The sequence below is a fragment of the Pyramidobacter porci genome (genome assembly GCF_009695745.1).
Classification (GTDB): domain Bacteria; phylum Synergistota; class Synergistia; order Synergistales; family Dethiosulfovibrionaceae; genus Pyramidobacter; species Pyramidobacter porci.
The window spans coordinates 32,569-58,674 of record NZ_VUNH01000004.1; the positions used below are offsets into that span (position 1 = coordinate 32,569).

30 protein-coding genes and 2 pseudogenes are annotated in these 26,106 nt (G+C 55.6%); 10 read left to right on the forward strand and 22 right to left on the reverse strand.

Annotated features, from left to right (window positions below):
• Positions 1 to 6: 6 nt before the first annotated feature.
• The 15 genes from FYJ74_RS04750 to FYJ74_RS04820 all read right to left on the reverse strand — a co-directional run bounded on the left by FYJ74_RS04750 (position 7) and on the right by FYJ74_RS04820 (position 10,209).
• The gene (locus tag FYJ74_RS04750) at positions 7 to 600 is read right to left on the reverse strand and encodes an NADH-quinone oxidoreductase subunit C (protein ID WP_154528447.1); all 594 of its coding nucleotides are present in this window, start codon (positions 598 to 600) and stop codon (positions 7 to 9) included.
• Positions 601 to 606: 6 nt separating this feature from the next.
• The gene (locus FYJ74_RS04755; RefSeq protein ID WP_154528448.1) at positions 607 to 1,077 is read right to left on the reverse strand and encodes an NADH-quinone oxidoreductase subunit B family protein; all 471 of its coding nucleotides are present in this window, start codon (positions 1,075 to 1,077) and stop codon (positions 607 to 609) included.
• Between the two features lie 12 nt (positions 1,078 to 1,089).
• Complete coding sequence (locus tag FYJ74_RS04760) at positions 1,090 to 1,425, reverse strand: hydrogenase (protein WP_154528449.1); 336 nt, start codon at positions 1,423 to 1,425, stop codon at positions 1,090 to 1,092.
• On the reverse strand, positions 1,425 to 2,990 hold the full coding sequence (locus FYJ74_RS04765; protein ID WP_154528450.1) for a proton-conducting transporter transmembrane domain-containing protein: 1,566 nt from the start codon (positions 2,988 to 2,990) through the stop codon (positions 1,425 to 1,427). Before FYJ74_RS04765 ends, FYJ74_RS04760 begins: the two co-directional genes overlap by 1 nt.
• Positions 2,987 to 3,340 carry a sodium:proton antiporter gene (locus FYJ74_RS04770; RefSeq protein ID WP_009164176.1) on the reverse strand — a complete coding sequence of 118 codons (354 nt, stop codon included), beginning with the start codon at positions 3,338 to 3,340 and terminating at the stop codon, positions 2,987 to 2,989. The genes FYJ74_RS04765 and FYJ74_RS04770 overlap by 4 nt, the downstream gene beginning before the upstream one ends.
• A complete protein-coding gene (locus FYJ74_RS04775) occupies positions 3,327 to 3,842 on the reverse strand; it encodes an MnhB domain-containing protein (protein WP_154528451.1) in 516 nt (171 codons plus the stop codon). Before FYJ74_RS04775 ends, FYJ74_RS04770 begins: the two co-directional genes overlap by 14 nt.
• Positions 3,839 to 4,123, reverse strand: coding sequence for a hydrogen gas-evolving membrane-bound hydrogenase subunit E (gene mbhE / locus FYJ74_RS04780; protein WP_154528452.1), 285 nt, complete (start codon positions 4,121 to 4,123; stop codon positions 3,839 to 3,841). Before mbhE ends, FYJ74_RS04775 begins: the two co-directional genes overlap by 4 nt.
• The gene (locus tag FYJ74_RS04785; RefSeq protein ID WP_009164173.1) at positions 4,120 to 4,380 is read right to left on the reverse strand and encodes a hydrogenase subunit MbhD domain-containing protein; all 261 of its coding nucleotides are present in this window, start codon (positions 4,378 to 4,380) and stop codon (positions 4,120 to 4,122) included. Before FYJ74_RS04785 ends, mbhE begins: the two co-directional genes overlap by 4 nt.
• A gap of 2 nt (positions 4,381 to 4,382) precedes the next feature.
• Complete coding sequence (gene mnhG / locus FYJ74_RS04790) at positions 4,383 to 4,796, reverse strand: monovalent cation/H(+) antiporter subunit G (protein WP_154528453.1); 414 nt, start codon at positions 4,794 to 4,796, stop codon at positions 4,383 to 4,385.
• Positions 4,793 to 5,065 (reverse strand): monovalent cation/H+ antiporter complex subunit F, encoded by a 273-nt coding sequence (locus FYJ74_RS04795; RefSeq protein ID WP_154528454.1) that lies wholly within the window; start codon positions 5,063 to 5,065, stop codon positions 4,793 to 4,795. The genes mnhG and FYJ74_RS04795 overlap by 4 nt, the downstream gene beginning before the upstream one ends.
• Positions 5,062 to 5,550, reverse strand: a complete 489-nt coding sequence (locus FYJ74_RS04800) for a Na+/H+ antiporter subunit E (RefSeq protein WP_154528455.1) — start codon at positions 5,548 to 5,550, stop codon at positions 5,062 to 5,064. Before FYJ74_RS04800 ends, FYJ74_RS04795 begins: the two co-directional genes overlap by 4 nt.
• 681 nt (positions 5,551 to 6,231) lie before the next feature.
• A complete protein-coding gene (locus FYJ74_RS04805; RefSeq protein ID WP_195838799.1) occupies positions 6,232 to 6,663 on the reverse strand; it encodes a MarR family winged helix-turn-helix transcriptional regulator in 432 nt (143 codons plus the stop codon).
• 602 nt (positions 6,664 to 7,265) lie between these two features.
• Positions 7,266 to 8,558, reverse strand: a complete 1,293-nt coding sequence (locus tag FYJ74_RS04810; RefSeq protein ID WP_154528456.1) for an SLC13 family permease — start codon at positions 8,556 to 8,558, stop codon at positions 7,266 to 7,268.
• A gap of 55 nt (positions 8,559 to 8,613) precedes the next feature.
• Positions 8,614 to 9,204: a DJ-1/PfpI family protein gene (locus tag FYJ74_RS04815; protein ID WP_154528457.1), complete on the reverse strand. Its 591-nt coding sequence runs from the start codon at positions 9,202 to 9,204 to the stop codon at positions 8,614 to 8,616.
• Positions 9,205 to 9,420: 216 nt separating this feature from the next.
• A complete protein-coding gene (locus tag FYJ74_RS04820; RefSeq protein ID WP_078016335.1) occupies positions 9,421 to 10,209 on the reverse strand; it encodes a MurR/RpiR family transcriptional regulator in 789 nt (262 codons plus the stop codon).
• A 247-nt stretch (positions 10,210 to 10,456) separates the two neighbouring features.
• Here FYJ74_RS04820 and FYJ74_RS04825 point away from each other — a divergent pair, with 247 nt between their 5' ends.
• The 4 genes from FYJ74_RS04825 (at position 10,457) to FYJ74_RS04840 (ending at position 14,352) form a co-directional block, all read left to right on the forward strand.
• A complete protein-coding gene (locus FYJ74_RS04825; protein ID WP_154528458.1) occupies positions 10,457 to 11,422 on the forward strand; it encodes a Bug family tripartite tricarboxylate transporter substrate binding protein in 966 nt (321 codons plus the stop codon).
• Between the two features lie 54 nt (positions 11,423 to 11,476).
• Entirely contained in the window at positions 11,477 to 11,923 is a 447-nt protein-coding gene (locus FYJ74_RS04830; RefSeq protein ID WP_326830878.1) for a tripartite tricarboxylate transporter TctB family protein, read from the forward strand.
• Positions 11,924 to 11,942: 19 nt separating this feature from the next.
• Positions 11,943 to 13,418, forward strand: coding sequence for a tripartite tricarboxylate transporter permease (locus FYJ74_RS04835; protein ID WP_154528460.1), 1,476 nt, complete (start codon positions 11,943 to 11,945; stop codon positions 13,416 to 13,418).
• Positions 13,419 to 13,584: 166 nt separating this feature from the next.
• On the forward strand, positions 13,585 to 14,352 hold the full coding sequence (locus FYJ74_RS04840) for an IclR family transcriptional regulator (protein ID WP_154528461.1): 768 nt from the start codon (positions 13,585 to 13,587) through the stop codon (positions 14,350 to 14,352).
• Positions 14,353 to 14,494: 142 nt separating this feature from the next.
• On the opposite strand, the pseudogene FYJ74_RS11990 reads toward FYJ74_RS04840, so the two are convergent.
• The 3 genes and pseudogenes from FYJ74_RS11990 to FYJ74_RS11995 all read right to left on the reverse strand — a co-directional run.
• Positions 14,495 to 14,737, reverse strand: a pseudogene (locus tag FYJ74_RS11990) (transposase); the annotation flags it as partial.
• Between the two features lie 18 nt (positions 14,738 to 14,755).
• On the reverse strand, positions 14,756 to 15,799 hold the full coding sequence (locus FYJ74_RS11940) for a transposase (RefSeq protein WP_326830873.1): 1,044 nt from the start codon (positions 15,797 to 15,799) through the stop codon (positions 14,756 to 14,758).
• Positions 15,739 to 16,068, reverse strand: coding sequence for a transposase (locus FYJ74_RS11995; protein WP_154528463.1), 330 nt, complete (start codon positions 16,066 to 16,068; stop codon positions 15,739 to 15,741). The genes FYJ74_RS11940 and FYJ74_RS11995 overlap by 61 nt, the downstream gene beginning before the upstream one ends.
• 59 nt (positions 16,069 to 16,127) lie before the next feature.
• Here FYJ74_RS11995 and FYJ74_RS04860 point away from each other — a divergent pair.
• Positions 16,128 to 16,871, forward strand: a pseudogene (locus FYJ74_RS04860) (IS5 family transposase).
• A 130-nt stretch (positions 16,872 to 17,001) separates the two neighbouring features.
• On the opposite strand, the gene FYJ74_RS04865 reads toward FYJ74_RS04860, so the two are convergent.
• The 4 genes from FYJ74_RS04865 to FYJ74_RS04875 form a co-directional block, all read right to left on the reverse strand.
• Complete coding sequence (locus FYJ74_RS04865) at positions 17,002 to 17,898, reverse strand: isocitrate lyase/PEP mutase family protein (protein ID WP_154528464.1); 897 nt, start codon at positions 17,896 to 17,898, stop codon at positions 17,002 to 17,004.
• A gap of 26 nt (positions 17,899 to 17,924) precedes the next feature.
• A complete protein-coding gene (locus FYJ74_RS11620) occupies positions 17,925 to 18,419 on the reverse strand; it encodes a 3-isopropylmalate dehydratase small subunit (RefSeq protein WP_195838801.1) in 495 nt (164 codons plus the stop codon).
• A 3-nt stretch (positions 18,420 to 18,422) separates the two neighbouring features.
• Positions 18,423 to 19,643, reverse strand: a complete 1,221-nt coding sequence (locus FYJ74_RS04870) for a 3-isopropylmalate dehydratase large subunit (protein WP_195838802.1) — start codon at positions 19,641 to 19,643, stop codon at positions 18,423 to 18,425.
• 302 nt (positions 19,644 to 19,945) lie between these two features.
• A complete protein-coding gene (locus FYJ74_RS04875) occupies positions 19,946 to 20,782 on the reverse strand; it encodes an amidohydrolase family protein (RefSeq protein WP_154528465.1) in 837 nt (278 codons plus the stop codon).
• A gap of 327 nt (positions 20,783 to 21,109) precedes the next feature.
• Between FYJ74_RS04875 and FYJ74_RS04880 the strand changes: the two genes are divergently transcribed.
• From FYJ74_RS04880 to FYJ74_RS04900, 5 genes are all read left to right on the forward strand, one after another.
• Positions 21,110 to 22,399: a 3-isopropylmalate dehydratase large subunit gene (locus FYJ74_RS04880; RefSeq protein ID WP_154528466.1), complete on the forward strand. Its 1,290-nt coding sequence runs from the start codon at positions 21,110 to 21,112 to the stop codon at positions 22,397 to 22,399.
• A gap of 2 nt (positions 22,400 to 22,401) precedes the next feature.
• Entirely contained in the window at positions 22,402 to 22,923 is a 522-nt protein-coding gene (locus tag FYJ74_RS04885) for a LeuD/DmdB family oxidoreductase small subunit (RefSeq protein WP_154528467.1), read from the forward strand.
• Positions 22,924 to 22,959: 36 nt separating this feature from the next.
• Positions 22,960 to 23,424: a tripartite tricarboxylate transporter TctB family protein gene (locus FYJ74_RS04890; protein WP_154528468.1), complete on the forward strand. Its 465-nt coding sequence runs from the start codon at positions 22,960 to 22,962 to the stop codon at positions 23,422 to 23,424.
• A 1-nt stretch (position 23,425) separates the two neighbouring features.
• Positions 23,426 to 24,895, forward strand: coding sequence for a tripartite tricarboxylate transporter permease (locus FYJ74_RS04895; RefSeq protein WP_154528469.1), 1,470 nt, complete (start codon positions 23,426 to 23,428; stop codon positions 24,893 to 24,895).
• Between the two features lie 94 nt (positions 24,896 to 24,989).
• Positions 24,990 to 25,952 carry a Bug family tripartite tricarboxylate transporter substrate binding protein gene (locus tag FYJ74_RS04900; protein WP_195838804.1) on the forward strand — a complete coding sequence of 321 codons (963 nt, stop codon included), beginning with the start codon at positions 24,990 to 24,992 and terminating at the stop codon, positions 25,950 to 25,952.
• Positions 25,953 to 26,106: the final 154 nt, after the last annotated feature.

A 26,106-nucleotide genomic window follows, 5' to 3' on the forward strand; every position in this document is an offset into this window, starting at 1 on the left:
CACCTCCTAATCGAGCTCATTGATGACGCCCTTGCCTTCGGGGCCGGTCTCGTCGCGGCGCCAGGGCAGGATCGCGCGGTCCCAGCCGTCGGGCAGGAACACGAGATCCGTGTTGGGCTGTCCGTCGTGAGCGACGCCGAGCATCTCGTTCATCTCGCGCTCGCTGAAACCGACGCCGGGATTGCGTCCGTGCAGCGACGGCATAACCGGATCGGTCTTGGGCACGCGCACCGTGACCGTGACCGTCAGTTCCTTGCCGCGTTCCTCGCGGCGGAACAGCGAGAAGTGATAGATCTGCCGGATCGTGTCGCCGTCGTCGTTGCCGCTGGTCACGTGAAAATGGGGAAAGTCCAGCTCGCCGAGAGCGTCCACGAGATCGAGGAACCTCTCGCGCCTGACGGTAAGCAGCAGATGCCAGCGCGAATACTGGCATACTCCCTCTTTGTATTCGCGCAGCTCCGTTTCCGTCACGGCGTCGCCGAAACGGCCCTGAAGAAACTCGAGCGCTTCCTGAGGCGTTTTGTAATTCACATTTTTATCCACGTAGATTTCCATCGACGTGGGATATTTTTTCGATTGCGCGCTTGCCAGCATGTCCATCGCGGATTACGCCCCCTCTCCCACCGCGCTCTTGTTCAGCAGCTCGGCCCGCTTGGCTTCCAACAACGTGACCGCCTTGGCCACGCCCTCGATCAACGCTTCGGGACGGATGGCGCAGCCGTGGACGTACACGTCTACGGGCACGATCCGATCCACGGGGCCGACGAGATTGTAGGATTTGAAGAACACGTCGCCGGACGTGGCGCAGTTGCCCACGGCGATGACCACCTTGGGGTCGGGGATCTGCGCGTAGATCTGGCGCAGCTTCGGCTCCATGAAGCGCGTCACCGGGCCGGTGACCAGAAGGACGTCGGCATGGCGCGGCGTGCCCGTCAGCTTCAGCCCGAGACGCTCGATGTCGTAACGGGGCGTCAGGCTGGCGACGATTTCAATGTCGCAGCCGTTGCAGGAACCGCTGTTGAGCGTAAAAACCCACAACGACTTGGGCAAGACCTGAAGATAATTTTCCAGCTTCATGACATCCCCCTCCTAAACGAGCACAAACGTGAGAATCAGAGCGGCCGTGAACACGAACCAGCCCACGTATTCCGTAGCGATGCCGCGATGCAGCGCCGTCAGGTGGGAATAATAGCCCTTCAGCGCTTCGCGGAATCCCCAGTAGGATGAGCTGGCCGGAACCGTAAAGACCTCCGCGTCGGGAACGACGTTGCCCGAATAGTAAATTTCGTCCTGGTCGGTCCCTTTTTTGTAATCGCTGCACCCCATCCGGCGGATGAAAAGCGCCGCTCCTCCCACGAAGAGGAACGCCAGGATCCACGCGCCCGCATCCCAGAAGCCGGCGCCGGAGAAAATGCTGCCGAACATCACAAAGCACCTCCCATCACTGCCGCTCCGTAGGAGGCCTTGTCCACCAGAGCCTCCGCCGCGGGGCGCACCAGCGTGTTCACCGTCCACGAGGGGAACAGCGAAAGCACGAGAATCGCCGCCGCCAGCACCACCATGCCGGCGATCATCGACTTCGGCACCTCGCGGACCGCCGCGAACTGAGAACGCTCGGGCCCGAGGAACGCCGTCTGATAGACTTTGACGAACGAAGCCAGCGTCAGCACCGACGAGACCAAAGCCACCACCATCAGGAACGGATGGACCGCGTAGACGCTCTCGTAGATCATCCACTTGGAGACGAAGCCGTTGAAAGGAGGCAGGCCGGAAATGGCCGCCGCGGCGACCAGGAACAGCACGCTCGTGACCGGCATGCGCCGCGCCAGGCCGCCCATCTTGTCGAGATCGCGGCTGCCCACGACGTAATACAGAGCGCCGGCGCAGAGGAACAGCAAACCCTTGTAAAGAATGTAGTTGATCATGTGATAAAGTCCGCCGGATACCGCCGCCAGACCGTAATCGTTCATGGCCGTCGCGTCGCCCAAAGCCAGCAGACCGACGCCGAACGCCGTAAGCATATAGCCCACCTGCGACACCGAGTGATAGCCCATCAGGCGCTTCACTTCGTGCTGCACCACCGCCATGGACACGCCGCCGAACATGGACAGGCAGCCCATGACGATCAGCGCCCAGGGCACCGCCGCCGAACCGATCGCCGTGCCGTACAGCGAGAAGCAGAAACGGCAGAGCACCACGAGCGAAGCCTGGCTGGTCGCCACCAGCATCACCGTCACGGAAGCGGGGGCCTCGGCGTAGGAATCGGGCATCCACATGTGCATCGGGAACGCACCGCACTTCATGCCCAGCGCGACGAGAATGAAGACCAGCACCACTTTGCTGATCAGGTCGGGCTGCACGGCGCGGCTGAAAGCGGCCATGTTGAGCACGCCGTAACGCCCGTAGATGAACGCCAGCCCGACCAGCACCAGCTGGGCCGCCAGCTGCGACACCAGCATATACTTGTAGGAAGCCTCGACCGACTCGGGACGGTCGCGCCAGAAAGCGATCAGACCGAAGGACGCCACCGAACTGATCTCGAGAAACACGAAAAAGTTGAACAGGTCGCCGGTCAGAATCATGCCCATCGTGCCGGCCGTCAACAGCAGAAACAGCGCGCTGTAAAACTCGAGCCCGGTGAATTTCTTCACGAATTTCAGGCCGTAGATCGTGCCCGCCAGCTGCGCCAGCGCCGCCGCGCAGGCCGCCAGCGCGTTGAACGCGTCGACTTCGAGAATGATGCGCACAGGAAGGGTAAATCCCGAAGGCAACGAGATGTTCCACGAAGACGCTCCCATCACGTAGATCTGCGTGCCCTGGACGAGCACGCGATGCAGCAGCGCGAAGACGACCAGCGTCACCAGCGCGGAGACGCACGCCACCCAACGGTTGCGAGCCTTGGCGCTCAACGCGGCGAAAAGCGGCGTCGCAAAAGCGGCCAGCAGAGGCAGGGCCAGCGCCAGCGCCGGAAGATGATTCATCAGCTTCATCCTCTCAGCCTCCTGATCTCGCGCACGTCAAGCGTGCCGTAATGGCGGTACAGCATGACGATCAGCGACAGCATCAGCGCCGACGTCGCCAGCGCAATGACGATGGCCGTCAGCGTCAGCGCCTGAGGCGTGGGCAGTACGAAGTTTTCCGTGCCGGCCGGCATCAGGAACTTGACCGGGATATAGCCGCCCTCGCGGTATCCCAGCACGATCAAAAACATATTGGCCGCCGATTCCATCACGTCGATGGCGATGCCGATCTTGATCATGTTCGTCTCCAGCAGAACGCCGAGAAGGCCGATCAAGAAAAGCACGGCCACCACGAAATAAGGCAGATTAGCGCTGATCATGACCAGTCTCCTTTCCCATGCCGTCCTCCTGAACCGTGCCCAGTCGAATGGCCCGGAACATCGTCATCAGAATCAGGCTCAGTCCGCCGGCGACTTCGATGCCGACGGCGATATCCATCAGCGCCACCGTGCCGGAAGGCGGCCACCAGGGCTTCACCGCCGCCAGTTGGTCGTGAGCCACCGCAGCCCAGTTCAGCATCATCGTGCCGTCCATCGCCCAGCCCAACCCCATCAGGCCGAAACCGATGAACATGAACAGCCCCAGAAACAGGCAGGCTTTGTAAAAATTCTCGTTCAACCACGCCGAGACGTAGGTGCTGCCCTGAGTGACCAGCATCAGCGCCAGGAACGTCGCGCAGATCGCACCGCCCTGAAAGCCGCCGCCGGGCGTGATGTCGCCATGGACGATCACATAGGCGCCGAAAGCCACCATGAACCACGCGTACATGTCGCAGGCCGTGCGCGCGATCACGGAAAGCGGACGCATGCTCCTGCTCTTCATTGTTTTCTGCCCCCCTTGCGGAACAGCATCATCACCGAGAGAAGCGCCGCAAACAGCACCGTCGACTCGCCGATCGTGTCGAAACCGCGATAATCGAAGACGATGGACGTGACCACGTTTTCACACGACAGATCCGCGCCGGCGCGGTTCAGATAGTGTTCGTCCACCGCGCGTCCTTCGACCGAAGGCACGCCGAAAGGATGCAGCGACGAAACCGCGCCCATCAGCGCGCCGCCCAACATAATAGCCGCAATGACGAAAAGAATCCGCACGGATTTCATCGGCGCCCGCCTCCGTTTCCGCGATGCACGTAACCGATACCCGTCAGGGCGATGATGAAGATCGCCGTGTCGAGGGCCGCGCCGATGCCCGCCTGAGCGATAGCCACGTCGGGCGCCTGGAGGATGTAAAACTCCAGCGCCAGCAGCAGACTGAACGCTCCGGCACAGATCACCGAGCACAGCAGGTCGCGAAACCAGACCGTGAAAAAGCCGGAAACCAGCAAAAGAATCAGAACCGTAAAATGCAGCCAGTCCACGCTTACTCACGCTCCTTTTCCTGCGCCAGCTCGGCGGCTTCTTCTTCAAGCTCCTTTTTGCAGAAGCCGTCGAATTCGTCCACCACGGCAAACCGGGGTTTGATGCCGGAACGGTAGGCTGCGCGCGAAAGCACGTGAGCGCTCGTCGAATTGCCGATCAGCAGCCCGAACAGCGCCATGACGATATGGATGATCAGCACGGCAAACCGCAGCTCGCCGCCGGCGACAATTCTCGCCACGCAGTAGACGATCACCGCCGCCGCGCAGAAAATCGCCCCCAGCGTGCTGCACTTGGTGGCCCCGTGCATGCGCATGTAGACGTCCTTGAAACGGTACAGGGAGATCACGCCGAGAGAGTTGACCAGCATGCCGAGAAACGCGAAAGGAACGATCAGCACATACATGATCCAGCTCATGAGCGGCTCCTCCTCTCGATATAACGGGCCAGGAACATCGTCGCCACGAAGGACAGCCCGCCGTACACGATGGACAGATCCACCAGGAGCACCGAATCGTAAGCGGCCGCCAGCAGGATCATGATCGCAATGACCAACGAATTCATGGTATCCAGCGCCACGGCACGGTCGGCGTCCGTCGGCCCCCAGACGATGCGCGCCACCGAGCCGAAGGCCAGCACGCTGAGAACCGCGGCCGCAAAACCGAAGAGCGAACGCGCAAAAGTCATTGAGTCAGCCTCCTCGCCCAGGCGCCAAAGCTGCCGTAAATCATTTCCTCCGTCGGACGCACGTCGGTCACGTTGATCCAATGGACATACAGATCGCCGTTTTCTGGATCGATATCCACCGTCATGGTCCCCGGCGTCAGCGTGATCGAATCGGCAAGCACCGTCTGCCCCAGCCCGCTTTTCAGTCCCGACGAGACCTTGACGATGCCGGGCTTCACCCGTCCCGTGATGATCCGCAGCGCCACGTCGATGTTTGCCCTGATCAAGGCCCAAAGGAACGGTCCGAAGAAATAGCAGACGAACAGTCCCCAGCGTTTCGGGCTCAGGCCTCCCCAGCCATAGCGCCGAGAACGGTTTTTCCGTCCCAGCGACAGGTACAGGATCGCCGCCACCAGCAGCGCGATCGCGTACTCATAAGCGGGCAACGCCTCCCCTGACCAGGAAAGAAGCAAATAGGTGATAAACGTAAGCACAAAGACAAACAAATCCCTGTTCCCCCCTCCAGCCGAAATCAACTTGCCGGCCCATGCCGGCAGGCTCTTCAGAAAAAACGCACCAGCGTGCGCCCTTTCAAAATACCACGGTTCGATCCGTCCCGTCACTCACCAACGCTTGCCGCAACGAGCGCACTGGTAACTTGCGGCGTCTTCCGGCATAAAGAGCCCGCCATAAACGATTTTGCCCTCTTCCTTCTTTCGCGCCACGTCAAAGGGCAGATAACCATAGATGACCTCTCTTATTTCTTTTGAGCCACAGCAAGGACATCTCACCCAACTCACCACACTTTGAACAGAAAAAGACAGAATTACTTATTCATTATACGATAAAATTTACATTGTGCAGAGCTTCTCGAATAAAAATACAATTTTTATACAGTTCTCTTTCTTTATCCGTCATTTCTCAGTATCGTTCCTCAAGATACTCACAAATATGATGAATTTTTTGCAGATCATGGCATGATACCATTCATTCGTGCCCTTCATTTCCGGAAATTCATCCGCGCCCGTCTCGAACGGTAAAAATTCAGACGCCATATTTCCCGAATCCATCAATTTTTCTGTCCGCTCCAGGTCCTTGGACAAGAAAAAGTGGAAGCGGCTTGCAGGATGAAAGCCGCTTCCACTTTTCTTTTGGCGAATCACCGCAATCGAACGATCCGTCGACGATCAGATGCTATGCATAAAGTTCTCGAGCACGCGCTCGCACACCTCGCGATCGCTGTCGGAAATTTTCAGAGCCAGCTTGCGGACGAGCTCTCTCTGGCGCTTGCGGTGTTCCTCGTAATAAGCGCGCCCTCTTTCGGAAAGAAGAATCTTGTAGGAGCGGCGGTCGTTTTCGTTCCGGCACCGTTCCACAAGCCCCATGACCTGAAGACGGTCGATCATCACGGTCACCGTTCCCGTGGTCAGCTCCATGCGGTCGGCGATGTCCTTCATGCGAATGTCTTCATTGCGCCCGATCACGCAGATCGTGCGAAGCTGCGGCGCAGACAGCCGCCCCAGTTTCGCCACCGACGCCTCCCAGCCGTAAAACCTCTCGCAGAACTCCACGAGGGTCGATGTCATCTTCTCCAGTGCTTCATCGCTCATCATTTCCATATCCATTCCCTTCCAGTACTTCAAAATTTTAAAGGCAACGCCTTTTGCAGCGATTTTTACGGACGCTCATCTTAACACAAAACTTCTTGATCTTCTACCGTCTCATTTATCCAGCGCCACGAAAATCCCCAAAACCCTGCTTTTATTTCTATTTTACCTCATTTCATTAGCCATGGAAACTGACAACATTAGAATGAAACTAACAAATTGTCAAACAGATTTCTCTTTTTGACAAAACAGCGCCGCGACAGACGCGGCGCCGCCATACTCTCGCCAGTCATGATCTCACTTTTGCCCGTGGCACGGCAAGCATAAAAAATATTCTCCAGTAATCAATATGACCAGCATCCCGGGGACATATCACCGCCAGGCGCTCTTTTTTCCGCAAAAATTCGAGTGGCTCGCGTCAGTTTTTCAAGCGACCTTCGTGAGTATTTTTTATTTTCCACAACTTGCGTTAAAAGGTCGCGTCCGAGTCGCCCACTGTCCTCTAACAGGTTTTGACCTGTGATAATCATGCCCGCCCGTCAACAAAAACGCCCCGGCCTTTCACAACAGGAAAAGCCGGGGCGCGTGCATGAGAGGAATAACTGTGGTTATCTTTAATACAGCCAGTTGAGGACGAGCGGCGCCCAGAGGACGAAGACGACGGTCATGAGCACGCAAGGGAACCAGCCCATCTTGATGTACTCCTTCATCTTGAAGCCCGCCGCCGAATAGGCATAAGCGGGAGCAGGCGCGGCCATGGGCGTGGCGAAACAGATGATCGAACCGACGCCGACGCCGGCGAGCACGAGGCGGGGATCCATGCCCAGCGACACGGCCATCGAGGCGGCGATGGGGCCGAACACGGCCCACACGGCCAGATTGCTCATGAACTGTGTGACGACCATCGAGATGACGGCGAACGCGGTAGCGAGCACGACGGGATTGGTCATCGAGGGGAACATTTGTTGGACGAGCCCAACCATCCACGTGCTGGTGCCGGAAACGTTGATCGCTGTGGCCAGAGGCAGGGTGCCGGCGACGAGGAACACGGTCTGCCAGCTGATCGACTGGAAGGCTTCCTTCTCAGTCAGGTAGCCCTTGCCCATGATGACGGCGGCGAAGAACAGGCTGACGAGGTAAGGAGCGATGATCTTCGTCATGCTGGCGACGACCATCAGGATGACGTTGAGGAAGAAGATCGTGACGATGACCTTTTCTTCCTTGGGCGCATAGCGTGCCGGCGTGGGCGCTTCGGCCACTTCGGCCACTTCGGCCACCGATTCGCTCTTCAGTTTCTGGCCGCGGCTCGTGAACAGGTAATAGGCGACAAGGATCAGCCACATCGGGAACTTGATGAACGTAAAGTCGAACAGGCCGTAGCGCAGCGGCGAGCCCGTCTGCTCAAGGTAGGAGTTGAACCACATGAAATAAGCGATCGAGCCGCCGATCGGGAACATCTGCACCGAGGCCCAGTTGCACACGTCGGCCGTGGGCTTGAAGAGCTTCTTCGGGTCCATGCCGGTATCCTTGCAGATCTCAAGCAGCAAAGGGCTGAGCAGAGCGATCGTGCCGCCGGCGCTGGTCATCATGCCGATCACGGAGCAGGCGATCAGCACCATCAGCGTGACGCGCACGGAGCTGCCCTGCGCGTTGCGGTTGACGAAGTGCTTGATCTTGTTGGTAAACGTCGTCTTGACGAACGCGCCGCCGATGATGAACAGGCCGTACCACGTGATGATCGTCGTGTTGGCGAAACCGGCCCACGCCTGGGCGGGCTTGAGGATGCCGGTGGCCTGGAGGGCGACGGGGACCATCAGAGCCGTGAACGAGATGGGCAGCAGCTCGGCGAAGAAAGAAACGGACATGGCGGCAAGGATCGCCAGCAGGGTTGCGACTTGTGCGGTCATTGTACAAACAGATCCTTTCTATAATAAAGAATGTGATCGAAATCCGACACAGCGCTTATGCCCGGTCAGGCCAGTCCTTGAGCGCGTTGTAGAGGAAACGCTCCTTGATGAAGGCGGAATCTCCGCCCAGAGAGTCGACGATCGCAAAAGCGAACGGCAGCGAGGTGCCCGGACCGCGGCTGGTGATCAGATGCCTGTCGTCGTCAAAAGCCACCGTGTCGGTCACGTAATTGGCGTCGGTAAAAAGCGGCTCCGTCTTGGGGCCGGGATAGGACGTGAGCGTCTTGCCCCTGCTCACGCCGGCGGCGGCCAGCACGGCAGGCGCAGCGCACATGGCGCACATGTACTTGTTCGGGTCGCCCGCATAATATTTCACAAGCTCGAGTACGCGCTTATCGGCCTTCATCGTGTCGGCCGCGCCCCAGCCGCCCGGGAGCACCAGAGCGTCGTAATCCTTGTACGGCTCGATGTCCTCTCCCATCACCTTGTCGGCGAGGATGCGCACTTTGTGCTGCCCCGTGATGATCTCGCCCTCGATGCTCACGCCGTCGGTGTCGAAACCGGCGCGGCGCATCACGTCGATGATCTCGCTCACTTCGCCCTCCTCGCAGTTGTTGGCGAGGATGACGCAGACCTTTTTCGTCATTGCGTGACGACCTCCTTTTTTCAATTTTCTGGCGAAAAGTATAGCGGTCAAAATTTTGAATTTCAATAAATTTACCGATGACGAAAACCGTTTCAGGAAATGAAAACGCGCCGCGAAAAAGCCTATTCAGAGCAGACGCGGCCACACAGCAAAAAACAGCCTCGAACAGGATTACCTGCCTGTTCGAGGCTGTTTTCGCGTTTTTTCGGCCAATGCCTATTTCGCTTGCGCGGAATTCTTCAGGTGCGCGTAACTCTGCGCGATCAGGTCAGCGGCGATCTGCAGCTGATACGGGTGCGACGCCTGATCCTGCTTCGATTTGAACGTGATCACGCAGTCGAGGTAATCGTTCTCGCGCACGAGCGGATTGCCCGTGACGAACCAGATCTTCGGGCGCTTGATGTTCGGATGGATACGGTTCTGGCTGTACTTGTAGCCGAAGTAGATGCCGGAATAGCTGAAGATGATCACAAGGTCGTTCTCATCGGCTTTTTCCAGATAATCGATCTGCTTTGAATAGCGCAGACTGGTGTTGACCAGCTTGCCGAGCATGAGCAGATTGGTCTGCAGGTTGAGCGCCGCGGTCGCCGCCTTGAGCGGACCGAAGACCGAAATTTTATCGAACTTTTCGATGTCGCGCGCCAGCAGCTCGATCATCCTCATGTCCAGACTGTCGCGCGCCAGTGCGATGGCGTCGATGACCGCGCCGATGTATTCCTTCTTCTGCGCGGCAGGCGAAGGGGCGTTCGAGGCGATCTCGAACTTGAGGTCCGTGTTGTTGATGAGGCGGCGCAGATCGGCAAAGTCAGTCAGGCCGATGTCGCGGCAGAAGCGCGACACCGACGCGGTCGAAACGTAGCAGTCAGCGGCCAGCTCTTTGATCGACAGATCGCGCAGCTCGCCCATGTGCGTGAGGATGTAGGACGCGATCCGCGCGTTCGTCGCGTCCGACGGATGCTCCACCAGCTCGGCCAGCAGCAAGATCGGCAGTTTTCCGTAAAACACGGTTGTTCTCCCCTCTTCATGCTCCGCATAATAAAGCCACGCGCTCTCAAGCCAGCAAAAAATATGTTTCAAGTTTATTTTACACCTTTTCCTTTTACGAGAGTGAGTATCAATTGAATTACCAATTTTGTATACATAATACTTAATTGAACAGGTCGGAAGATTATGATATACTTTTTACAGTTTCGGTTTTTTAAACCGTTATTCAGTACCTCATGAGAGGCATAATTATGTGGAGGTGGCGTTTATGAAATTTACCAAGAGTCTGGCCGTGGCGCTTGCGCTCATAGTGCTACCGTGCGGTTCGGCTTTCGCCGTTTTCCCTGATGGCAAGCCTGTTCATCTGGTCAACCCGTTCAGCGCCGGCGGTGCGGGCGACATCGAGTTGCGCTACCTAGCGCCCATGCTTGAACAGAAACTGGGCGTTCCCGTCGTCGTGGGGAATATGACGGGGGCCGGCGGCAAGATCTGCATGGAGCGCATGTATAAGGCCAAGCCCGACGGGCACACCTTGGTGTACAACAACATGCCCGCGTCGGTGCTCCAGGAGCATCTGTACAACGCCCGCTTCAAGGTGAGCGAGTTTGGTTTCCTGTCCAACTTCGGCCGCGAGAATCGTTTCATCGCCGTGCTCGAGAGCTCGCCCTACAAGACATTTAACGACCTGTTCGAGGCTGCCAAGACCAAGAGAATTTCCACCGCCGTTTCCGGCCTGGGTTCCAGCGGACACCTGGGTAGCGTGATGCTTGAAAACGGCATCGGCTTCAAGCACAGCATCGTCCCGTTCGAGGGCACAGCGCCCTCCAAGGCCGCGTTCCTGGGCGGGCACGTCGATTTCTGGATCATCGGTTACGGCGACCTGGCCCCGATGCTGAAGGACGGCAAGGTGCGCGTGCTGGCTGTGCTGGCTGACAAGCGAGAGGCAGCCTATCCCGACATCCCCACTCTGGCCGAGCTCGGCTACAAGAACGTGCTCGTCTTCACCGCTCGCGGCCTATGTTGCCCTCCCGGCACGCCTGAAGATGTGCAGAAGGTCCTTACCGACGCGCTGGCTGAAGTGCTGAACACCGACACTGTCAAGGAGTGGGCAAAAACCTCAATGCGTTCCATCGATACGCGCTACGGCCCCGCTTACCGCGCTCTGTACGAAGAAGTCGACAAATTAGTCCTCGACGCAATCCCCGCGATGAAGGCGAGTATCGGCCAGAAATAACAGCATTGTTCGGGGGGCCTCTTTCGGGAGACTCCCCTTTTTCTTTTGTCTGAGGTGATCACTTTGGAGTTCAGCCAAAAAAAATGTGAAATAGGCTTTCTCATCTTCATCGCCGCTTTTTCGGCGCTATTTCTGCACATCTCGTTCGAGTACAGCGAAATCTCGCGTCTGATCCCGGTCATGGCCTGCTCGGCTACACTGGCGCTGGTCGTAGTGCGTCTGGTGCAGATCTTCATGGCAAAGGAAGAAGGCAAACCCGTGAAGATTTCGCCCAAGGTGGCACTTTTCGCGCTCGTGCTGTTCGTCGGCTATCTTGGCGGCACGTACTTGATCGGCTTCACGATCGCCACGGCGCTGTTCGTGGCGTTGGTGATGTGGTTCTCCGACTACAAGAAGCCGCTGCTGATCCTCTGCATCACGGTCGGCTATGTGGCGCTGATGTATTTCCTGTTCGTCAAGGTTTTCAGCGTGTCGCTGCCTGAAAGCCTGATCGGTTTCTAACGTTCCAGGAGGGCTGAACATGATCCTTGAAGGCATCACACAGGCTTTTATGCCAAACAATCTTTTCATGGCTCTGCTGGGGACAACGCTCGGCATCGTCATGGGCGCGCTGCCGGGCATCGGCTCGACGATGACGATGGCGCTGCTGTTGCCGTTCACGTTCTGGATGACGCCCGCCGCAGCGCTGATCCTGCTCGGTTCAGTGTACTGCGGAGCAACGTACGGCGGTTCGATCTCGGCGATCCTGCTAAATACTCCCGGCACACCGGCTTCATCAGCCACAGCGTTCGACGGATACCCTCTGGCTCAGAAAGGCAAGGGGCTGAACGCGATCGGCATTTCGGCCATGGCGTCGTTCGTCGGCGGTACTGCCGGACTGCTCTTCCTGCTCTTCCTGGCTCCGCCGCTGGCGGACATCTCACTGCTCTTCGGGCCGGCCGAATTCTTCCTGCTGACGCTGTTCACGTTTTTGATCATCTCCGTGACGATTCTCAAGGAGTCGGTGTTCAAGGGGCTGATCGCTCTAGCAGCCGGACTGGTGCTGGCAACGATCGGGTATGATCCGGTCTCGGGAAACATTCGCTTCTCTTTCGGCATCTCCTATCTCGAAGATGGGATCCAGCTGCTGCCTGCCATCATCGGTCTGTTTGCCGTTTCCGAAGTGTTCGCGCTGATCGAGAAGGGCGGCACGATATCCAGCACCCCGGATGCACAGGGTAGCATCTGGCAGGGGTTCAAAGACACGTTCAAATACCCGCGGACGCTGACGGAATCGACGCTGATCGGCTCCGGCATCGGCGCGCTTCCGGGCATCGGCGTCAGCGCCGCCAACATCATCGCCTATGTCGTCGCCAAGTCGCACTCCAAACACGCGGCCGACTTCGGCAAAGGCGTCGAAGAAGGCGTCGTCGCTCCTGAAGCGTCGAACAACGCCGTCACCTGCACGTCGCTGATCCCGGCTCTGACGCTGGGTATTCCCGGCAGCTCGTCGGCGGCCGTACTGCTCGGCGCGCTGATGATCCACGGACTGATCCCCGGCGCCGGCCTGTTCACCGAATCGGGAAAGATCACCTACACGTTCATCTTCGGGCTGGGCATCTCCAACTTCTGCATGCTGCTCGTCACCGTCCTCTGCGCACGGATGCTCGTAAAGATCACCGTCGTCAACGTCAGCGTGCTCACGCCGATCATCACGAGCCTGTGCTTCATCGGCGCGTATTCGCTGCGCACCAGCATGGGCGACGTGATCGTTGCGTTCATCTTCGGCGTCGTCGGCTTCGTGATGCGCCGCCTGCGCTACCCCATCATCTGTCTGCTGCTGCCGCTCATCCTCGGTTCTATGATGGAGCGCGGCTTCCATCAGGCGCTGATGATCTCCGGCGGAAGTTACGGCATTTTTGTACAGAGCACAATCTCGAAGGTCATCTTCACGATGATCGTGCTGTCGCTACTGTGGCCGGTATTCAACGCGCTGCGCGCAAAACGGGACAAATAAGCCGACGGGCGGTCCGTCTTGTGACCTAAAAACAGATCGCCTGCTTTTTATTTGACTAAAGAATGACACGATGACATTTCATGTGTAAAATAATTCGCGTTCTACTCCGAACATCATTTCTCCTCGCGCAGTGTTTTCTGCAGAGGATCAAGACAGGAAGTGCAGCATGAAAACAAGCAATCTTTCTAAGAATTCTGTCCGTTCCGTCGAACGCGCTCTGTCGCTCCTGGAGTGCTTCAATCACAGCTGCCGCCGCCTGACGCTGAACGATCTCATGGACGCCAGCGGTCTGCCCAAGACAACAGTCGTCCGGCTGGTCGCATCGCTGGAAAAGAAAAGATTCATGGAAAAAGATCAATCCGGAACGGGGTACCGGCTTGGCAACGTTCTGTTCCGCCTCGGTCATGTCGTCGAGGCAGACATAGATCTGATCAGCATCGCCCAGCCAACCATGCGCGAGTGTGCGCAGCGCACCCTCGAATCTGTAGAGGTCAACGTCGTGATCGACGACTCACGTGTCTGCATCACAAAAATCGACAGTGTACGTACCCTGCGTCACGTGATCCCTGTAGGCAAGCGGCTGCCGCTGTATCGCGGCGGTAGCGGCAAGCTGCTGCTGGCTTATCTGCCGCATGTGCAGCAGGAACGCATCCTGCGCGAAAACCAAAATTCACTCGGCACCAGCATCGACAACGCGCTTGCAGAGCTTGACACAATCCGTAAAAATGGTTACGTCGTCTCAATCGGCAACCGTCTTGCCGGAGCTATTGCTATTTCAGCACCTATCTACGGGGCAGACGGCAATGTTATAGCCGGTTTTGCCATTTCTGGTGCCTCAGCCCGCTACGATGAAGCAGAGATTCAGAAAGTCCTTGCCGAAGTTGTCGCCGGTGCGAAAAAGATTTCTCTCGCTATGGGGCACATTCCAGAATAAATACTCTCCTGCTTTCCAAATACAAGACGAGGCTGTCTCAAAACAGGTCATTGTAAAAAGCGATCAAACATGCAGGACCTAGGCATTTGAAGTAACATTTATCAGAGAAAGTCAACAAATGAGAAAAATAGCACCGGAAGTTTTACCCTTCCAGTGCTATTTTTGTTATATTGTGGGTAATTGCGAGCAATCCCCATTCGATTTTGACCTTTCCGATCCCGCGCAGCAAAAAGCGCCGGAACGCCCAACAGCCTTTGATCCGGTCGAAGGTTTGTTCCACTTCGCTGCTTCTGCGTGCAGCAAGTGTCTTTCCCTCCGGGGAGCAAAGGTTTTCTCGTGTTTCCCGTTTTAGTTCATTCAGACGATGGGAAACCTGGGTGCTTCGCCGTTCGCCTTCTGTACACTATTCTACATATGAACAGCCGCCGCAGTTGGCACAGCGATAGATGTCTCGCCTTGCCTGATAGCTGGCTTCTGTCGTGTATTTACAATTGCCGACGTGTTCCAGTTTCTTCCCGTTGGGGCAGGTATAGCTGTCGCTTTCAGGATCGTATGGCATGTTGTCTGCCAGGAATGGGGTGTTCTGGTATTTCTTCGTCTGTTCTTTGTGATAGGTCCCGTATTTGACGCAGCTTTTGCAGCCGTGCTGTTTCAGGTATTCGTAGTTTTCTTCGCTGCCGTAGCCTGAATCGGCAATGACTGTATGCGGCAGTCTTCCCAGCTGTTCTTCAACGTGTTCAAGATGGAGGATGAGGGTCTTGGTGTCGGTGGGATTGGGAGGGATGGTGTAGCCGACGATGTAGGTATTCTCTGTTCCGATCTGAACGTTGTATCCGGGGTTCAGCTGACCGTTCAGCATATGATCTTCTTTCATGCGCATGAAGGTTGCGTCATGGTCGGTTTTGGAATAGCTGTTTCTTTCACCGAAGACTTCCAGGTCGTGTTCGTATCTCTCTTTGCGGGGAACTCTATCGTCTTTGAATTCTTTGAGGGCTTTTTTCAGTTTCCTGTGTATCGCTTTGTTCTGGTCTGTATTTGTATCCTTCTCCGAAACTTTATCCTGAAGTCTTTTCTCGATCTCTTCGGTAATGGACTTGACTTGCTCGCTTGTGATGCGTTCGGCGTTTTCTCCTGTCTCTTCCAGATCGGCATCCTGATAGATGGTGTTTTCTTCTGCTGTGATCCGGTCGATCTCTTTCAGATGAAGGCGAACCTTTTCATCCAGTTTCCTATCATATCTGATGACGTTCTTCTTCCACGTGAAGGTGTATTTATTGGTGTTCGCTTCAATCTTGGTGCCATCGAGAAAGTAGTTCTCCAGTTTGATATAGCTATTCTTGATGAGGAGCTTGATCACGGCATAAAAGACTTCTTCGATGATCTCTTTCATGTCAGCTCGGAAACGGCTGACAGTGCGAAAATCGGGCTTCTGGTCTCCGGCAAGCACATGAAATTGACGTTCTCGCGAAGGCTTTTAGCAATCTGACGAGATGAATAAGTCTTTTGAGTATAGGGGTAGAGTAGAACTTTCAGCATCATCTGCGGATGGTAGGCCGGGCAGCCTGCTTCTTTATACCTGCTGTACAGCTTGTTCAGATCCAGGCTGTCGATGACTGAATTGACAACTCTGACAAGGTGTTCTGCAGGTACGAGATCTTCATATGATGGCGGCAAAAGATACATTTGGTTCATTGTATAGGGTTTGAATTTTCGCATATTTCTAGAGCGTGTTCACACTAATAGACAACTGCACAATAGAAATCTATAATGTGCATATGGAAATTACGAAAGGACAATATGATCGAATTGAAAAGCACTTGCCCCGTCAGCGCGGGAATGTGAGCATGAGCAATCTCCAACTGATCAATGCGATACTGTATGTCACGGAAAACGGCTGTAAATGGAGGGCATTGCCGAAATCCTATGGAAACTGGCATACGATTTATGTACGCATGAGCAGGTGGAGCAAAAACGGCGTTTTACAGCGCCTGTTCGAAGCGTTGCAGGTGGAGAACATTATTCGCATAAAGGTCAAATCGATCTGCCTGGACAGCACATCGGCAAAGGTTCATCCCAACGGGACAGGCGCTTTAAAAAAAGAGGAAGACAGGCCATTGGAAGATCGAGAGGCGGGCTCACAACGAAGATTCATATGGTCACCGCAACTGACAGATCGGCTGTCAGCTTCGCGCTCTCCGGAGGAGAAGCCCATGACTCGCCGGAAGGCCCAGCTCTGCTTGACAAGATCACAAGAGTCCCAGAGCAAAAAAACATCTTGATGGACAAAGCTTACGAGGGAGAGAGTATGCGGAAGAAAGCGATGGAGAAGGGGTATTCTCCGGTTGTTCCTCCCAAATCGAACCGCAAAGATCCATGGGAGTATGATAAAGCAACGCAATGAGATAGAGCGATATTCCCTGCGTCTTAAGCGATTTCGGAAAATATTTACCCGTTACGATAAGCTTGACGTGCTGTTCTGTGGATTCATCTACTTTGCTATGATTGTAGATGCAATTTAGCGTGAACACGATCTAGTATAAGCTCTGTTACCCTGTCTGTCAGCTTCATGCCGCTCTAAAAATGAAAGAGGCTCTCTCTTGGTCATCTTCTCGATGACTTTTGAGACAGCCTCTTCTTGATTATCAGCCGCTAATTGTTGTTGTCTACAAACTTCGGCAGATATTTCTTCTCAAGTTCACGGAACGCGTTGAAGCCGATCAATTCCTTATAATCCGCCATCGGTGTCACCAGCTCAGAACGTCCCTGCGAGGTACCGCTACTGAGCGCTTCCAGATACCTCGTCATGCCTTTCACCGCGGAGAACAGCAGGCCAACAGGCACGCTGATACGGGCCACGCCGATCTTGCGCATCTCCTCCAGAGGCAGCAGCGGCGTCTTGCCGCCGGAAACCATATCCATAAAGTTGATGCTGACCAGACCGTGTATCTCCTTCACCGCGCGGCAAATATCGTCCGCCGTCCGGGGCGCTTCGACGAAGATCATATCAGCTCCGGCCTCGATATAGGCGTTGCCGCGCTCGATCGCCTTGTCAATGCCCTCTACGGCGATCGCGTCGGTTCTCGCGTTGATGATGAAATCTGGATCAATAGAGTCGCGAACTTCCTTGCAGGCTTTGACCTTGAGCACCATCTCCTCCATGGGGATGATCGTCTTGCCCTCGAGATGTCCGCAGCGCTTGGGGAACGCCTGATCCTCGATATTCATTCCGGCGCACCCCGCCTCGATGTACTTGCGCGTGACGAACATGGCGTTGACCGAGTTGCCGAAGCCTGTATCTGCGTCGCCCATCAGAGGTATATCGATCGCGTTGGCGATGTTGCGTGTCAGTTCCAACATTTCGCCGAACGAGAGAAATGCCATATCCGGCAAGCCGAGCATCGTCGCGGCAAGTCCAAAACCGCTTGCCTGCGCCGCCTGAAAATCGTACTTCTGGATCAGACGTGCGGAAAGCACGTCATGCGCACCGGGAACAACCAGCGCTTGTCTTTTTTTGAGGAGTTCACGAAGTCGGGTACTCTTTTTCATCTTGATGTTCAACCTCCTGTTCAGTATTACAGTTCGTACTTTTTGTGCTTTTTCATGTACGGCACAAGCCCGCCCTCGCCGAGGATCTGGATCATCACTTCCGGCAGAGGTTCAATGGGGATTTCGATCCCTTGCGTGATGTCAGTGATGCTTCCGCCGCCAAGCTCGCATACGAGATGATCGCCATCTTCAATTTTCCTTGTATCGCACTCGATCAGGGGCAGGCCGATGTTGACAGCGTTGCGGTAGAATATGCGTGCGAATGATTTGGCGACAACACAGCCAACGCCCGCCACTTTCAGCGCCACTGGGGCCTGCTCGCGTGACGAGCCGCAGCCGAAGTTTTCCCCTCCCACAACAAAATCGCCTTTCTCTAGTCTGTCTTTAAAATCCGGATCAAGGTCTTCCATCGCGTGCATGGCAAGGGAGCTGAAATCAAGCGTCTTAGTGTATTTTCCGGCAATGACCAGGTCTGTGTTGACATCATCGCCGTACTTCAGGACTTTTCCGTCAAGAAGCATGAGCTACACTTCCTTTCTGGGGTCAGTCAGACGTCCCGTCAGAGCGGAAACCGCCGCCGTTGCGGGAGATGAGAGATAGACAAACGCTTTGTTGTTGCCCATTCTGCCGCAGAAATTGCGATTGGTCGTCGAAAGGACAACTTCGCCGTCGCCAGGCACACCCATGTGGGTACCCACGCAGATGCCGCATCCTGAAGGCATGATCACCGCACCGGCAGCGACAAGCGCAGCAACGGTACCGTCTTCGGCAGCAGTGAGTAGCGTCTTCTGCGAGGCAGGGAAGATATAAAAGCGTACCGTCGGATCGACGTGTTTTCCTTTGAGGATGCCAGCGGCAACATGAAGGTCCTCAAGGCGTCCGTTCGTGCAGCTGCCGAGGACGACCTGATTGATCTTCATCCCCTCATGCCTGGATACGGAACACACGTTATCAACGAAGTGCGGACAGGCGATCTGCGGTTCGATCTTCGATGCATCAATTTCAACAACTTTGCAGAATGTCGCGCCAGGTTCGGAAGCGATACCGGTCGACGAATCACAGATAAAACCGTTCTTGCCGCCCATTTCGGAAACCATGTTGGCAATCGTTGCTTTCGACGACAGCGAGAGCGTCTCTAGCGTGTCGCCGTAAAATTCGACGCTCTTATAGATTGCGCCGCCGGCGCCCAGCTCCCTGATCACGTAAAGGATCAAATCCTTGGCAAAGACCCCTTTCTGCAGTTTTCCGCTGATAATGATCTTGATCGTCTCGGGGACCTTAAACCAGGACTGACCAGTCAGCATGGCCGCAGCCAGATCGGTCGCTCCTACACCAGCCGCAAAAGCACCGAGGCAGCCGTAAGTACAGGTATGTGAATCAGCGCCGAGGACGATCATTTTTCTTCTGATAAGTCCTGATTCCAGCAGAAGCTGATGGCAGATCCCCTCGCCAGATTCGTAGAACCTCACGCCATACTTCCCGGCAAAATCCCGCATGAGCACATGCAGATTGGCAATCGTTTGATTTGGAGGCGGAGCTGCGTGATCGATGACCAAAGCAACTTTTGCAGGATCAAAGACCTTTTCGCCGCCCATTCCTTCAAACGCTTTGATGGTCATGGGGCCTGTCGTGTCGCTGGCCATCAGAAGATCGACAGGGGCAATGACGATCTGCCCTGCTCTTGCCTCGTGGCCGCTACGCTCAAAAAAGATCTGCTCAACAACTGTCCTTCCCGTTTCGTTCATATTTTTCCCCCATTTCGAGTCCTGTGCCGCCATTTTCTCGATAAAGAACGTTCCTGTTTTTATTCCATTTAGCAAGTACCGTATAATGGTTTAATAAACCATTGTAATATTTTCATACTAGCACGTTTCATGAAATTTCGTCAAGCGCAGACTCGGCATTCTTCAAGAAGCTCTCTGTTTTTTGACCGCTTCCAACATAATATACACCCCCCCTCGCACCGTGAGAAGTTATACGCGCGAGGGGGAGCACAAATCCGTGTTATATTACCATACAAAAAGTTTTTTTGAACAAATATAGCCACTTATTTAAACTCGTACAGCTCGGCAGGATTATCGGCCAGCGCCAGCCTGCGCGCTCTCTCCGTGGGGAACCACGTCGCGATCAGCTCGGTCAGCTCAGTCTCGTCAGGCTTGACCTTTTCGGTGACATGCGGCCAATCGCTGCCCCAGACGACGCGCTCGGGCGCGAACCTGGCCAGCTCGACGGCCGTGGCGGTAGCGTCGTTCCAGGGGCGGCCAGTGACGGTGTTCAGGTAGGCGCCGGACAGTTTGACCCACGTGGCGCCGCGATCGATCATCCCGCAGATAAATCGATACGCGGGGTCCTTGACGCCGAGCGCGGGGTCGAGACGTCCCATGTGGTCGATGACAATCTTTCCTTTTAATTTGCGGATCACGTCGGCATGCTCGAGGTATTGCTGCGAGCTCATGTGCAGCTGCATGTTCCAGCCCATGTCAGCGCAGCGTTCCGACAGCGGCGGACAGTCGTCGAACGAGACGACGGCGTTCTTGGGGTTCCACACGGAAAAGCGCAGTCCCTTGACGCCGCCGGCGTTGAGGCGTTCGAGCTCCGCGTCGGTGACAGAATTATTCACCACGGCGATGCCGACGGCGTTTTTCGCCCCGAATTTCTCGATCGCGTCGAGCAGACACGCGTTATCGGTGCCGAAGGGCTTGGCCTGGACGAAGACGGCACGGGGCAGCTTCAGCGCCGCAGCGACCGCCTTGTACTCCGCCACGGTGCCGCGCTGGGCCTCGGCCTTGCCGTCGTTGGGGAAAGCGGGGTCAATGATGTGCAGATGGGCATTGCACGCGTTTTCGGGCATGGCAAACGCGAAGGGGTGTTCTGAGCTGTTCATGGGGCAGCGCTCCTTTAACAAAATTTGTTACATTTTATTAAAGAAAGGCCGCCGTTGCAAAGCAAAACATATCTCCCCTCGTGCAAAATTTTCTTGCACCGCAAAAAGCGTTTTCGTTGAACTTTTCGCTGGTACCATTAAGCTGTTTCCAGAATATTTTGCCTCTTAGCAACCAAAAGATGCACCCATATAAAATTTATGTGCTTCTCTCTCAGCTTCAATCGTGATAAATTTTGACTATCAATAAAGAGGCCTTATCAGACGATCAGCGCGTGCTGCTTCTTATCAATCGATCTAAAAATATGAAATGAAAGGAACTCCATCATAATGGGAAAGACTTGCATCGTAAAAATCATGGAGCGCGCGGCGGGCCTCCCGGTCCGGGTGGGCGAACGCGTCTGGTGCCGTGTGGATCTGGCGTCCGCCCGTGATTTCGGCGGCGCCAACTGCGTGCTCCAGTTTGAAAAGGAGATGGGCAAGGAGGCCAAAGTCTGGAATCCGGACAAAGTCGCTTACACGTTTGACCTGCAGGCGCCGGCCCATTCAGAAAAAGTCGCCAACAATCAGAAGATCATCCGCGAGTTCGCCAAGCGACAAGGCATTCGACATCTTTTCGACGTGAATCACGGCGTCGGCCAGCACGTCATGCTCGAAGCCGGCCTGATCAAGCCCGGCGACGTCGTGCTCGGCACCGACAGCCACATGAACCTGCTGGGCGGCGTCGGCGCTTTCGCGACCGGCGTCGGCAATTCGGACGTCGCCGCCTCCTACATCAACGGCACGGCCTGGTTCAGAGTGCCCGAGACCATGAAGATCGAAGTGACCGGCTCGTTCCCAAGGGGCGTATGCATGCGCGACCTGCTGACGAGAATCGTCGGCGACCTCGGCGCCAACGGCATGGACTACCTCGCCGTCGAATTTACCGGCGAAACCATCGACAACGCCACGCTGGCCGAGCGCATCACCCTCTGCTCCATGGTCACGGAGATGAGCGGCAAAGTGCCTTTGATCATGCCCAGCGGCGAAGTGCTCGACTGGCTGGTCGAACGCGCCGGACAGGAAGTCGTCGAACGCGTCAAAACCCTTTCCGCCGATCCCGACGCCGCGTACTGCCGGGCGCTTCGCTACGACGTCAGCGCTTTGGAGCCGCTGGCCTCGTGCCCCGACGCTCCCGACAACGTCAAGCCGGTTCGCGAAGTGGCCGGCGTCCATATCGACCAGGTGCATATCGGCTCCTGTTCCAACGGCCGCTACGAGGACATGAAAGCCGCCTACGACGTGCTGATGGCCGGCGGCGGCGCCGTCGATCCCGGAACGCGCGTGATCATCACGCCGAGCACCACGGAAGTGCAGCTCGAGTGCATCAAAAACGGGCTGGCCGCGGCCTTCCTCGAAGCCGGGATCGTCTTCACCAATCCCACCTGCGCCCTCTGCACCGCCGAACACTACGGCGCGATGCCCTCGGGCGACGTGGGCATCGCCACCAACAACCGCAATTTTATCGGCAAAGTCGGCAAAGGCAGCCACACCTACCTGACCAGCCCCATGACCGCCATGGCCAGCGCCGTCCGCGGCCGCATTACCGACCCCCGCGACATTCTTGGACGGGAGGAATGAACATGAGCAAACTGACCGGACGCGCCTGGGTTTTCGACGACAACGTCGACACCGACCTGATCTATCACAATAAATACCTGGCCGAGACCGACCCCAGGCAGATGCCCCAGTACGCCTTCGAATACTATCCCGGGCAGGAGAACTTCGCCAAAGAGGCAAGACCGGGCGACTTCGTCGTCGCCGGCAAGAACTTCGGCTGCGGATCCAGCCGCGAGCACGCCGTCTATTGCCTCGAATACGCAGGAATCCCCTGCGTCCTCGCCGAAACCTGCTCGCGCATTTACTACCGCAACGCCATCAACAACGGCTATCCCGTGCTGTTCGTCAAAGGATTGTCCGACGCTATCCACAACGGCCGGATCAAAAACGGCGATCAGCTGCAAGTCGACCTCGACACCGGTTCCATCCGTGATCTGACCAGCGGCCAGGAATTTCACGGCGACGCCGTCAGCGACCTCGAGCACGAGATCATGGAGGCGGGGGGGCTGTTTGGGTATATGAAGAAGCGGACGACGAAAAAATAGCCACTGTACAAACGTGCATGAAAGGGTGATACTCACGTGAAAAAGAACGATACAACACGCTATTTCTGCATTTTCCTGTTCTGTGTCGGGATGATACCGACGATCTACGAATTCGTCGAGAGCTCAGAAGGGTATGAGGTTTCGCCCCTGTTTTGGCCGCTAATGGCAGTCTGGTTAGGGCTGACGTTCACCGTTATCGCTTTCTTTGTTGCGCTGAAAGACGGGCAGAGATTCATCCTCGCTGAGATTCTCTCGGGCATCTGGAGCAACAGAACGCAGCTTGCATTCCTTGTGCTGGCAGGATTATACCTATTCGCCATGGGCTATATTGGTTTCCTTGCTGCCTCGCTCATTATACTGCCAGTGATGATGCTCTTCTTCGGTTACCGTAAATATATCATTGGGCTTGTGACCTCGTCGACATTTGTGATCATCGTCTTCCTGCTCTTCAGTAAGATCTTCAAGATCCACTTCCCTACGTGGGCGTTAGGGGGTCTCTAAAATGGAGACTCTCACTGTGGTATTAGGAACTATCACTCTGAAAAACGTTCTCTTCCTTGTCGGTGGCTCTTTCTGCGGCATCATCGGCGGTGCGCTTCCCGGCATCAGCCCGAGCATGACGATTGCCCTATTGTTGCCCATGTCGCTTTACCTGCCTCCCAGCTATGCGATCATGATGCTAATCGGTGCATATCAAGGCGCAATGTATGGCGGATCGATCTCAGCTATTCTCATTAATACTCCGGGCACAGCTAGTGCAGCTGCAACCGCCTTCGACGGTTATCAGATGGCGAACAATGGCAAAGCTGGCAAGGCGCTTGGTATGGCTTTAACTGCCTCATGCAGTGGCGGCCTGATCTCCAGTATCATCCTCATCTGCCTGGCCAAGTCACTGGCCAATCTGTCGATCCAGTTCGGCCCAGCCGAATATTTCGGCATCATGGAGCTGGCACTGACGCTGATAGCCGGCGTATGTGGCGACAACCTGCTCAAGGGACTTGTTGCGGCCACACTGGGACTTCTGGCTGCCAGCGTCGGACAGGATCCTGTTGTCGGTACCGAGCGTCTGACATTCGGTATTTTCGAGTTGTTCGATGGCTTCACTCTGCTTTCCGTATTCATCGGCATATTCGCCATGTCCGAGCTAATGATGCAACCACGCTCCGGCAATACAATCCTGAACGAGCCTACCAAGCTACTCAATGTGTCAAGTGATCGTCTCACGTTTGGCGAATACTGGAGCCAAAAGTGGAATATCCTCATTAGCGGTATCATCGGTACATTCATTGGCGTTCTTCCCGGCGTTGGCGGCAGCACAGCCTCATTCCTCGCCTATGCAGAAGCGAAGCGCCGTTCGAAGTATCCTGAGCAGTTCGGTACCGGCATCATCGGCGGCGTCGCTGCGGCCGAGTCAGCCAACAACGGTGTCTGCGGAGGGGCTCTCGTCCCCATGTTAGCGCTAGGCATTCCAGGCGATGTGGTCACGGCCATTCTCGTAGGTGCGTTCATCGCCCATGGACTTAAGCCGGGGCCTCTTCTGTTCACACAACATATCAACGACGTGTATATGATCTACGTATCGTTGATCCTCTCCTGTATCGCAGTCCTTTTTCTCGGTATGATCTTCTTGCCGTTGTTTGTGCGCATCGTCAAGATTCGTAAATCAATTCTTTTTCCCTGCGTGTTCATTCTCTGCATCGTGGGGACCTACTCAGTACGCAGCAATTTGTTCGACTGTTTTATGATGTTGGGCTTCGGCTTGCTCGGCTATATCCTGCGTTGTTACAAGTTTCAGCTGGCACCGTTCATTATTGCGTTTGTCCTTGGTCCCGAGGCGGAACTTAATTTTCGTCTCGCACTGCGTATTTCAGGTAACAATTACATGACGTTCATCCAGAAACCAATCTGTGCAGGGTTACTGGCCCTGACACTCATCTCGTTCTATTACTTTGCGTACCGTTCAAGAAAATAGAAAAAGGCAGCGTAACAATTACGAACACATGGCCAGCATTGTGCACGGCCGCCTATGGGCTAAAAAGTCCGAATCATTACGGAGGTGCAGTTCAATGAAATTGATGAAGAAAATGGCGTTTGTGTTTGTCTGCATTCTAGCGCTCGGCGCTTCGGCAACCGTAGCAGCCTACCCCACCAAGCCGATCACGATGGTCGTTGGCTACGCTGCCGGTGGCGGCACGCACCTAGCAGCAGAGATACTCGCTCCCGGCGCGGAGAAGTTCCTCGGTCAGCCCCTCGAGATCGTTTGTAAACCCGGCGCAGGCGGCGCAATTGGCACAACTTATGTCGCCAAGGCTCCTAAAGACGGCTATACTATTCTTTACGCGACGCTGTCGCTTCCCACCGCTCCTCTTCTCGGTAAGGTTGGTTACAAGACCGATGAGTTCGTCGGCGTTGCCCAGTGTTCTGACGTTGCTTCGGTGCTTGCCGTGCGTGCCGACGCCCCGTTCAATAATGCCAAAGAAATGGTAGAGTGGGCCAAAGCTCATCCAGGACAGTTCTCGTGGAGTCATCCCGGCGTCGGCAGCAGCCTTCACATTCAGGGTGCCAACGCCATTTATCAAATGGGTATCGCTAATGTAACCAAGGACATCCCCGCCAAGGGCACTGCTCCTGGAATCGCCAATGTGCTTGGCGGTCATGTCACTGCAATCAGTTCCTTTTTCCCCGCGCTCAGCGAGAACGTCAAGGCGGGTCAAATGAAAGTCATTGGCGTGGTCGGCTTGAAGCGCCTTGAAGAACTACCTGACGTTCCTACGTTTGATGAACAAGGCTATCCCGCGCTTGTGACCAGTTGGCGTGGTGTGTTTTGCCATAAGGATGTGCCCATGGAGATCCGTAAGTACCTTGAAGAAGCGTTTGCCAAGATCATCGCTTCCACTGAGTATCAAGAGCGAGCCAAGAAGCTCGGCGAGCCGCAAGTCTACGCCAACAGCGAGGAATTCACCAAGGTTCTCATGAAAGGCCATGAAGATATGTCTGTCCTCGTCAAAGCAATTGGTCTTGCTAAATAGAAAGGGACCTGCTGATCTACCATACCCGTCCAGCGATTACTTTTCCCGTTCATAGCAGCCTTTTGGGGAAGGGACAAACAGCGACGCCAATGCCAATAGCTCCGAGAATTCTCTTTTTGGCTCTTAATAGGCCTCATTGATATAGATTGCTCGT

Bases quoted from the DNA above. Each gene is read 5' to 3' on its own strand.
- FYJ74_RS04835 (WP_154528460.1), top strand. From the start codon at position 11,943: ATGATCCTTGAAGGCATCACACAGGCTTTTATGCCAAACAATCTTTTC.
- FYJ74_RS04775 (WP_154528451.1), bottom strand. From the start codon at position 3,842: ATGAAGAGCAGGAGCATGCGTCCGCTTTCCGTGATCGCGCGCACGGCC.
- FYJ74_RS04870 (WP_195838802.1), bottom strand. From the start codon at position 19,643: ATGAACGAAACGGGAAGGACAGTTGTTGAGCAGATCTTTTTTGAGCGT.
- FYJ74_RS04825 (WP_154528458.1), top strand. From the start codon at position 10,457: ATGAAATTTACCAAGAGTCTGGCCGTGGCGCTTGCGCTCATAGTGCTA.
- FYJ74_RS04805 (WP_195838799.1), bottom strand. From the start codon at position 6,663: ATGGAAATGATGAGCGATGAAGCACTGGAGAAGATGACATCGACCCTC.
- mnhG (WP_154528453.1), bottom strand. From the start codon at position 4,796: ATGAGCTGGATCATGTATGTGCTGATCGTTCCTTTCGCGTTTCTCGGC.
- FYJ74_RS04810 (WP_154528456.1), bottom strand. From the start codon at position 8,558: ATGACCGCACAAGTCGCAACCCTGCTGGCGATCCTTGCCGCCATGTCC.
- FYJ74_RS04885 (WP_154528467.1), top strand. From the start codon at position 22,402: ATGAGCAAACTGACCGGACGCGCCTGGGTTTTCGACGACAACGTCGAC.
- FYJ74_RS04765 (WP_154528450.1), bottom strand. From the start codon at position 2,990: ATGAAGCTGATGAATCATCTTCCGGCGCTGGCGCTGGCCCTGCCTCTG.
- FYJ74_RS04900 (WP_195838804.1), top strand. From the start codon at position 24,990: ATGAAATTGATGAAGAAAATGGCGTTTGTGTTTGTCTGCATTCTAGCG.
- FYJ74_RS04895 (WP_154528469.1), top strand. From the start codon at position 23,426: ATGGAGACTCTCACTGTGGTATTAGGAACTATCACTCTGAAAAACGTT.
- FYJ74_RS04795 (WP_154528454.1), bottom strand. From the start codon at position 5,065: ATGACTTTTGCGCGTTCGCTCTTCGGTTTTGCGGCCGCGGTTCTCAGC.
- FYJ74_RS04770 (WP_009164176.1), bottom strand. From the start codon at position 3,340: ATGATCAGCGCTAATCTGCCTTATTTCGTGGTGGCCGTGCTTTTCTTG.
- FYJ74_RS04865 (WP_154528464.1), bottom strand. From the start codon at position 17,898: ATGAAAAAGAGTACCCGACTTCGTGAACTCCTCAAAAAAAGACAAGCG.
- FYJ74_RS04840 (WP_154528461.1), top strand. From the start codon at position 13,585: ATGAAAACAAGCAATCTTTCTAAGAATTCTGTCCGTTCCGTCGAACGC.
- FYJ74_RS04875 (WP_154528465.1), bottom strand. From the start codon at position 20,782: ATGAACAGCTCAGAACACCCCTTCGCGTTTGCCATGCCCGAAAACGCG.
- FYJ74_RS04755 (WP_154528448.1), bottom strand. From the start codon at position 1,077: ATGAAGCTGGAAAATTATCTTCAGGTCTTGCCCAAGTCGTTGTGGGTT.
- FYJ74_RS04760 (WP_154528449.1), bottom strand. From the start codon at position 1,425: ATGTTCGGCAGCATTTTCTCCGGCGCCGGCTTCTGGGATGCGGGCGCG.
- FYJ74_RS11995 (WP_154528463.1), bottom strand. From the start codon at position 16,068: ATGCGAAAATTCAAACCCTATACAATGAACCAAATGTATCTTTTGCCG.
- mbhE (WP_154528452.1), bottom strand. From the start codon at position 4,123: ATGAAATCCGTGCGGATTCTTTTCGTCATTGCGGCTATTATGTTGGGC.
- FYJ74_RS04815 (WP_154528457.1), bottom strand. From the start codon at position 9,204: ATGACGAAAAAGGTCTGCGTCATCCTCGCCAACAACTGCGAGGAGGGC.
- FYJ74_RS04750 (WP_154528447.1), bottom strand. From the start codon at position 600: ATGGACATGCTGGCAAGCGCGCAATCGAAAAAATATCCCACGTCGATG.
- FYJ74_RS11620 (WP_195838801.1), bottom strand. From the start codon at position 18,419: ATGCTTCTTGACGGAAAAGTCCTGAAGTACGGCGATGATGTCAACACA.
- FYJ74_RS04880 (WP_154528466.1), top strand. From the start codon at position 21,110: ATGGGAAAGACTTGCATCGTAAAAATCATGGAGCGCGCGGCGGGCCTC.